Source organism: Nocardia sp. NPDC003345 (assembly GCF_053589395.1).
Genome location: NZ_JBSFRU010000340.1, coordinates 1 through 6,688, shown reverse-complemented (window position 1 = coordinate 6,688; position 6,688 = coordinate 1). Strand labels below are relative to the sequence as shown.

The window sequence follows — 6,688 nt, the reverse complement described above, 5'->3', positions numbered from 1 at the left end:
TACTTCGGTGACCTCGCCGAGAGCCCCGGCCTCGCCACCGCCGCCGACCTGGCATCCGCGGCCGCCGCGGCCGCACCGATGGAAGGCCGCGCCTTGTTCGCCGCCAACCGCGCCCTGCCCGGACCCAACGACCCGATCACCCGGCTCTGGCACGCCGCCACCCTGCTACGCGAACATCGCGGCGACGGACATATCGCCGCGCTGGCCGCGGCCGGTATCGACGGCCGCGAATCGCATGTACTGCAGGCACTCGCCCACGACACCGACCGCGGTATCTACACCGTCTCCCGGGACTTCGACGACACCGAATGGGCCGCCCGCACCCGCAGCCTGCGGGACAAAGGCCTCGTCGACGACTCCGGTCTCACCGACGCCGGCGCCCGGACCAAAGCCGAGATCGAAAACCGCACCGACGCACTCGCCGCCACCGCCTACGCGGCATTGTCCCCCACCGAACGCGACGAGCTGCTGACACTGCTGCCGCCGTTCACCCGCGCGGTGATCGCGTCCGGGGAGATCCCGGCGGTCACCCCGATCGGACTGGACCTGCGCGAGGCGACCGCGTGAAGTACACCGTCTCGATCGAGATCGCCCTGCCGCGAGACAAGACCGGTTCACCGAGACCGGCCCGCGGACCACGCTCTGGGTGAGCGAGAACGAATACCGGTTCAGCGGCCTGCCCATGCGGCTGATGGGGCTCCTGCTACCCGGCGCATTCCGCAAACAGTCACTACAGCACATGCGTGACTTCCAGGCCTTCGCCGAACAGGGCAAGGACATCCGCGACACGACGGGCTGAGCGACGCCTCACCAGACCAGCGTGAACTCCGGAATCCGGACCCGGCCGAAGAACCGCTTGGCGATATCGCTGCCATCGCAGTTGTAGCCGTTCATGATCTCCGCCAGCTCCCTGGCCAGTTCCTGCAACGCCGGGCTCACCTGCTCGATACCGTCCTCGACCACCCAACCCCAGTCCCGCGGCACACAGTCGATCGTGATGTCGATACAACCGTGATGCGGCAACTCCACCCGGATCTCGATCTGGACCGGGGCGTCACCGAGCGGATCCCGCAACGCGGGCGTACCCATCTGCGTCTGCGGCGCGAACATGATCCGTCCCAGCGCGATATCGGCGCGGATCATCTCCGCCACCGCCGGCAGATCGGCATGCTTACCCACCCGATGATGCCGGTTACCGTACGTGCGATCACCTGTCTGCGAGGCGCCCGAACGCACCAGCAGCCGGTCCAGCATGCGTTGCGCGGTGGCGCGTTCATCGGCGCCGGTGTTGGGATGGTCGATCAAGGCGCGCAGGCGCAAGATCCGATGGCTGGTAATGGTCGCCATGACACGAAAGACTAGCGAAATCCGGACCGATCCGGCGCCTCACTCGCGGGTGCGTCCCCCCGACCCGCCCGCATTCGCGATCACCGAGGTCAAATGCTCATCGGGCGAGAGCACCCCGGAGGCCACGGCCAGCGGCGACCGCACCGCCGTCCACACCTCCAGCACCCCGAACACCGTCATACAGCAGCCCGCCGCCACCGCCAGCGTTTCGACACTGTCGAACGGCGCGATCGCGATCACCAGCCCCGCGGCCAGCGTCACCAGCCCGAACAACTCCTGCCGGCCACTTCCGGTCACCGCGTCGTCGTCCCACACCCCCGCCACCGCATGCGCGATCCCGCGCACCGACCACGCCAGCCCCAGCCACATCGCCAGCAGCAGCGTCCAGTTCCCCGCCCGGAAGCACAACGTCGCCGTCACCAGCGAGACCACCGCCGCGAGACCCAGCAGCAACCGCGGAAAGCGGCCCAGCCGGCTACCGAACGCGACCGCCGCCAGCGTCACCGCGCCACACAGCAGCGAGAACATGAACAGATTGCCCACCGCACCCAGCGACTTGTCCGGCCACAGCACGGTCGCGATCCCGATCACCGCGGAACACACCCCCATCGACGCCATCGTCTGGCGGACTCCGCGACCGAACACCGGAGCATCATCCGGTTCCTCGTAGGACGGCATAGCTGAATGATATGGGTCACGACCATGGATTGCCGCACGGTTGCCGTGGCATGTCCGTTTACACCCCTGACCCGGGACCGCCCCGCGCCGCCTAGGATGCCTGCATGGGGCTTGTCTGGGCGATGACGCTACCCGGTCTGGTATGCCTGCTGATCGGGGTCGCCTTCGCGGAAGTCCTCATCAACCGGATCACCGGCGGGCGGTTGCTGCCATGGAACCGGCACGAAGAATCCCGCACCGTCGCCGCCACCGGATTCGAACAGGTCTCCGCCCTGTTCCAAGGGTCGAAACATATCGAGTTCGAACAACGGCAGCACACACTCATGCACCGCGACGACAGCGCGGACGCCGCCCCGCCGCTGACCTTCGACCCCGCCGCCGGACGCGTCGTCGTACGCCGCGCCCCGGACACCCCGACCGCCGGCTGAGCCCGCACCCCTCCGACACCACCTGCGCAAACTCCTGAGGCACGCCGCCGCCGGGCTACAGTCGCCCCAGCGCCGCACCACCCATCGTCAGGAGGTTGCCGTGACCGTCCCCGTCCTGGCCTGGGTATGCACCCTCGCGCTGATCGCGGCCCTGCTGCTGTTCGACTTCTTCTTCCACGTCCGCAGCGCGCACACTCCCTCGCTGCGCGAGGCCGCGGTCTGGTCCGCCGCCTATATCGGAATCGCGATCGCCTTCGGATTCGCGGTCTGGCTGTTCGGCGGCACCACCATGGGGGTCGAATACTTCGCCGGCTACATCACCGAAAAAGCGCTCTCGGTGGACAACCTGTTCGTCTTCCTCATCCTCATGACCACCTTCCGCGTACCCGGCGCCGCCCAGCAGAAGGTCCTGCTGGTGGGGATCGTGTTCTCGCTGATCGTGCGTACCGGGTTCATCTTCGTGGGCGCAGCCCTGATCAACAATTTCGCCTGGGTCTTCTACGCCTTCGGCGCCGCCCTGCTCATCACCGCCGGCAATATGCTCAAACCCGAAGGCGAGGACAGCCACGCCGGCGACAACATCGTGCTGCGGCTGGCCCGCCGGTTCCTGCGCACCAGCGACCACTACGACGGTGACAAACTCTTCACCGTCGTCGACGGCCACCGCCGCATGACACCCATGCTGCTGGCCATGATCGCCATCGGCGGCACCGACGTCCTGTTCGCCCTCGATTCGATCCCGGCTATCTTCGGCCTCACCCAGAACGTTTTCCTCGTCTTCACCGCCACCGCCTTCTCCCTACTCGGCCTGCGCCAGCTGTTCTTCCTCCTCGAAGGACTGCTGGACCGGCTCATCTACCTCGGCTTCGGCCTGGCCGCGATCCTCGCGTTCATCGGGGTCAAACTGATCCTGCACGCGATGCACGAGAACAATGTGCCGTTCATCAACAACGGCGATCCGATCCCCGTCACCGAAATCTCCACCGCCGCCTCCCTCGCGGTCATCGTGCTGATCCTCGTCGTCACGATTGCCGCGTCATTGCTCAGCCCGGCCGGGCGCGCCCAGACCGCCGTATCCAACGCCCGCCGCCACGCCACCCGCTACCTCGACCTCGGCTACGAGGCCGAGCAATCACTACGCGAACGCACCTACACCGAGATGACCGCCGAAGAACACACCATCGCGAACCTGCCACCCAAATACACTCGCCGCATCCGCGAAGGCGAAACCGAACTCATCGCGCTACTCGAACACGCCCACTATGTACACGCCGACCGCCTCGCCCGCATCGAAGCCGGCCTCCCACTACGGATGTGAAACCCCGAGGGCCGGGCTCGATCACTCCATATCGAGGCGAGCGACCAGAGATTTCGGCGCAATCGTCCGATACGCGTCGGTGACGATCTCACCGATCTCCACCCAATCGACCGGAACATCGAGATACACCCCCAGCCAGCCCCGATGCCCCACATACGGCGGCCGGAAGAACCGGTCCGGCTCGGCCGCGACCAATGCCTCCTGCGTCCCGGGCGGTGCGGCGCACCAGAAGCCCAGGCGATCATCGTGATGGTGATCGGAATAGGTGACGAAGGTCTTCCTACCGCGCACGAACCAGGTCGGTTCGCCGTGACTCGAACGTTCGGAGGTCTCCGGCAGCGCCGAACACAACGCCCGCAACCTCGGCAACGGATCCTCCGCCATACCGCCACCGTACCGCGCGGACTCCGAAGCGGGCCGTAGACCAGAAAACCACTCCGGGCCCTCGTACCCCGCGTCTACCCCTTCTCGGCGACCGTCAGCGAGTCGAGTTGGCGTTCGGCCCGTTCGGCCCGGGCCAGAGTTTGGGTGCGCGCGTGTTCGAGGGCGTCGATACGGCGCGCGGCATCCGCGTGGGCCCGCTCCACCCGGTTATCGGCGTCGGTGCGGGCGGCGGCCAGGTCGGCGGCTGCGCTCCGGCGGGTCTCGGCGAGTTCGGTGCGAATACCGTCGAATTCGGCGCGCAACCGTTGCAGTTCCGCACGCATCTCCTGGGCCGCCTCGGCACGCTCGGCCGCCGACCGTTCGGCGCGTTCCAGGGCGCGCTCGGTATCGGCCGCCCGCTGCGCCGCCAGATCGCGATCCGCGGCCGCGGCCTTCACCTGCTGGGCACATTCACGTTCGGCGCGCGCGATATCGGCCTCCGCCGCCCGGCGCGCACGTTCGATATCGTCGGCGCCCGCCGCCCGGATCCGCTCGATCTCCTCGGCGGCTTCTTGCCGGGCCGTCCGAATATCCTCGTCGGCCGCGCAGCGCGCCGCGAAGACATCGTCGGCGGCGCGGGTGGTGACGGCTTCGACCTCACGCATCGCGTCCTCGCGGGCGGTTTCGGCCGCCGCCACCCGGGCCTGTGCTTCGGCGATCCGGGCATCCGCGGTTTCCGCGGTGGCCACCGCGTCATCGGCGGCCTCCTCGGCGCGCAGCCGGGCGTCGTGCGCTGCGCGGCGGGCCTGTTCGGCTGCCGCGGCGGCCATCTCGGATTCGGCGATCCGGTGGGCCGCATCCGCCTGGACTGCCTGAACCTGCGCTTCGGCCGCGGACGGGTCGGCGAGGGTGGACATTTCAGCGACGGCGGCGTCGAGGGTGGTGCCGAGTTGTTCGGCCAGGCCGCGGAACTGGGCGAGTAGTTCGTCCGCGCGGAGCCGGGCAGCGGTTACCGGACCCTGCGGTGTCACAGTGACGGAATCGGCGGCGGGGTCGGATTCCTGCTGAAGCCGTTGCCTTTCTCGCCAGGCTCGCCACCGGGTGTGATCGGGACGGTCGCAGTATTCCGATGGCCGGCCGGGGCCCGAGGGGCGTGGAATCGGTTGGGCGCAGCCGGGGTAGTTGCAGGTGCTCGGCACCGCTGAATCGTAGCGTTTGTTTCGTCATTTCGGACGTAATGACACGAAACGAAATGCTCATCCACGGTGAGCGATTCGAATCGGGGTCCATGCGACCTAACCGCCGATAAGTGAACATTATCGGCGGCTAGGCACGGTAGGCTGCTCGAAGATCTCGCGCCTTCAATACGTTTCGTTTCGTTACAGTCAACTAAACGTAATCCGTGACGCAATTACCGAGGAGCCCAGCACCGGTGACCGAACCAGAATTCGACCTCGCCCTACCCGACACCGTCCGCACCGAACTCCGGCGCGGCGTCACCAGCGTGCTCGTCGACACCACCGCACTACGCACGGTCCGCGAACGATTCGACACCGAACAGGCCACCGCGCTCGGCCGCTACCTCAGCGCCTCCCAGTCACCGAACACCCTGCGCGCCTATCGAACCGACTGGACCGCGTGGGCCGCCTGGTGCGCCGGCGAGAACCGGTGCGCCCTCCCCGCCGACCCCCTCGATATCGCCGTCTACCTCGCCGCCGCGGCCGACGCCCGCACCCCCACCGGCCGCTACGCCTACGGACCCGCCACCCTCGAACGCAAATCCGCCGCCATCGCCGCCGTCCACGCCGCCAACGGCCTGCCCGCGCCCACCCGCAGCGACGTCGTCCGGCTCACCCTCCGCGGCATCCGCCGCACCCGCCGCACCCGGCCCAACCGCAAACGCCCCGTCCTGCTCCACACCCTCGGCGAACTCCTCACCGCCCTCCCCGAACCCGGCTGGCCCGGCGAACCCGCCCGCCGCCGCGACACCCTGCTCCTGCTCCTAGGCTTCGCCGGCGCACTCCGCCGCAGCGAACTCGCCGGACTACGCGTCGGCGATATCCACTTCGGCACCGACCACGGCAGCGGCGAACCACTTCTGCTGCTGCACCTGCCCAGTACAAAAACCGACCCCACCGGCATCACCGAACAACACGTCGCACTGCCCCGCGGCCGCCAGGCACACACCTGCCCCGTCTGCGCCTGCGCCGACTGGCTGCGACTACTCGCCGCGCACACCGACAACCCGCGAACCGTCCAGACCTGGATCGAGCAACAACCCGCGACCCCACCCCATATCCACCGCTGCCACGGCTACCACCCCGATCCGCGGCTCGCGCCGGAACAACCACTGCTTCCGAGGATCAACCGGCACGGCGGAATCGGAGACACCGCCCTGTCCGGACGAGCCGTCGCCGAAATCGTCAAACGCTACGCCGCCCGCACCGGCCTGGACCCCGCCCTGTTCTCCGGCCACTCCCTACGCGCCGGATTCGCCACCCAGGCCGCGCTCGGCGGCGCGGCGGACCGCGAGATCATGCGCCAGGGACGGTGG

9 protein-coding genes are annotated in these 6,688 nt (G+C 68.3%); 5 read left to right on the top strand and 4 right to left on the bottom strand.

Annotated features, from left to right (window positions below; genetic code table 11):
• Positions 1-567, top strand: a 567-nt coding sequence (locus ACWDU1_RS27215) for an SCO6745 family protein (RefSeq protein WP_450002760.1), incomplete at its 5' end; no start/stop codon positions are given.
• Between the two features lie 79 nt (positions 568-646).
• On the top strand, positions 647-799 hold the full coding sequence (locus ACWDU1_RS27210) for a hypothetical protein (protein WP_450002759.1): 153 nt from the start codon (positions 647-649) through the stop codon (positions 797-799).
• 8 nt (positions 800-807) lie between these two features.
• On the opposite strand, the gene ACWDU1_RS27205 is transcribed toward ACWDU1_RS27210, so the two are convergent.
• Positions 808-1,347, bottom strand: a complete 540-nt coding sequence (locus tag ACWDU1_RS27205; RefSeq protein ID WP_450002757.1) for a hypothetical protein — start codon at positions 1,345-1,347, stop codon at positions 808-810.
• Between the two features lie 39 nt (positions 1,348-1,386).
• On the bottom strand, positions 1,387-2,025 hold the full coding sequence (locus tag ACWDU1_RS27200; RefSeq protein ID WP_450002755.1) for an HdeD family acid-resistance protein: 639 nt from the start codon (positions 2,023-2,025) through the stop codon (positions 1,387-1,389).
• A 104-nt stretch (positions 2,026-2,129) separates the two neighbouring features.
• Here ACWDU1_RS27200 and ACWDU1_RS27195 point away from each other — a divergent pair, with 104 nt between their 5' ends.
• Together ACWDU1_RS27195 and ACWDU1_RS27190 are read left to right on the top strand one after the other, a co-directional pair.
• Positions 2,130-2,453 carry a DUF6191 domain-containing protein gene (locus ACWDU1_RS27195; RefSeq protein WP_450002753.1) on the top strand — a complete coding sequence of 108 codons (324 nt, stop codon included), beginning with the start codon at positions 2,130-2,132 and terminating at the stop codon, positions 2,451-2,453.
• A 100-nt stretch (positions 2,454-2,553) separates the two neighbouring features.
• Entirely contained in the window at positions 2,554-3,771 is a 1,218-nt protein-coding gene (locus tag ACWDU1_RS27190) for a TerC family protein (protein ID WP_450002752.1), read from the top strand.
• A gap of 21 nt (positions 3,772-3,792) precedes the next feature.
• Here the strand turns inward: ACWDU1_RS27190 and ACWDU1_RS27185 are convergent, their stop codons facing one another.
• Together ACWDU1_RS27185 and ACWDU1_RS27180 are read right to left on the bottom strand one after the other, a co-directional pair.
• A complete protein-coding gene (locus ACWDU1_RS27185) occupies positions 3,793-4,155 on the bottom strand; it encodes an MmcQ/YjbR family DNA-binding protein (protein ID WP_450002750.1) in 363 nt (120 codons plus the stop codon).
• 74 nt (positions 4,156-4,229) lie between these two features.
• Positions 4,230-5,165, bottom strand: coding sequence for a hypothetical protein (locus ACWDU1_RS27180; RefSeq protein ID WP_450002748.1), 936 nt, complete (start codon positions 5,163-5,165; stop codon positions 4,230-4,232).
• Positions 5,166-5,566: 401 nt separating this feature from the next.
• Here ACWDU1_RS27180 and ACWDU1_RS27175 point away from each other — a divergent pair.
• The coding region (locus tag ACWDU1_RS27175; protein ID WP_450002746.1) for an integrase at positions 5,567-6,688 on the top strand (1,122 nt) is incomplete at its 3' end.

Coding starts and splice junctions, on each gene's coding strand:
- ACWDU1_RS27205 (WP_450002757.1), bottom strand. CDS start 1,347: ATGGCGACCATTACCAGCCATCGGATCTTGCGCCTGCGCGCCTTGATC.
- ACWDU1_RS27200 (WP_450002755.1), bottom strand. CDS start 2,025: ATGCCGTCCTACGAGGAACCGGATGATGCTCCGGTGTTCGGTCGCGGA.
- ACWDU1_RS27195 (WP_450002753.1), top strand. CDS start 2,130: ATGGGGCTTGTCTGGGCGATGACGCTACCCGGTCTGGTATGCCTGCTG.
- ACWDU1_RS27185 (WP_450002750.1), bottom strand. CDS start 4,155: ATGGCGGAGGATCCGTTGCCGAGGTTGCGGGCGTTGTGTTCGGCGCTG.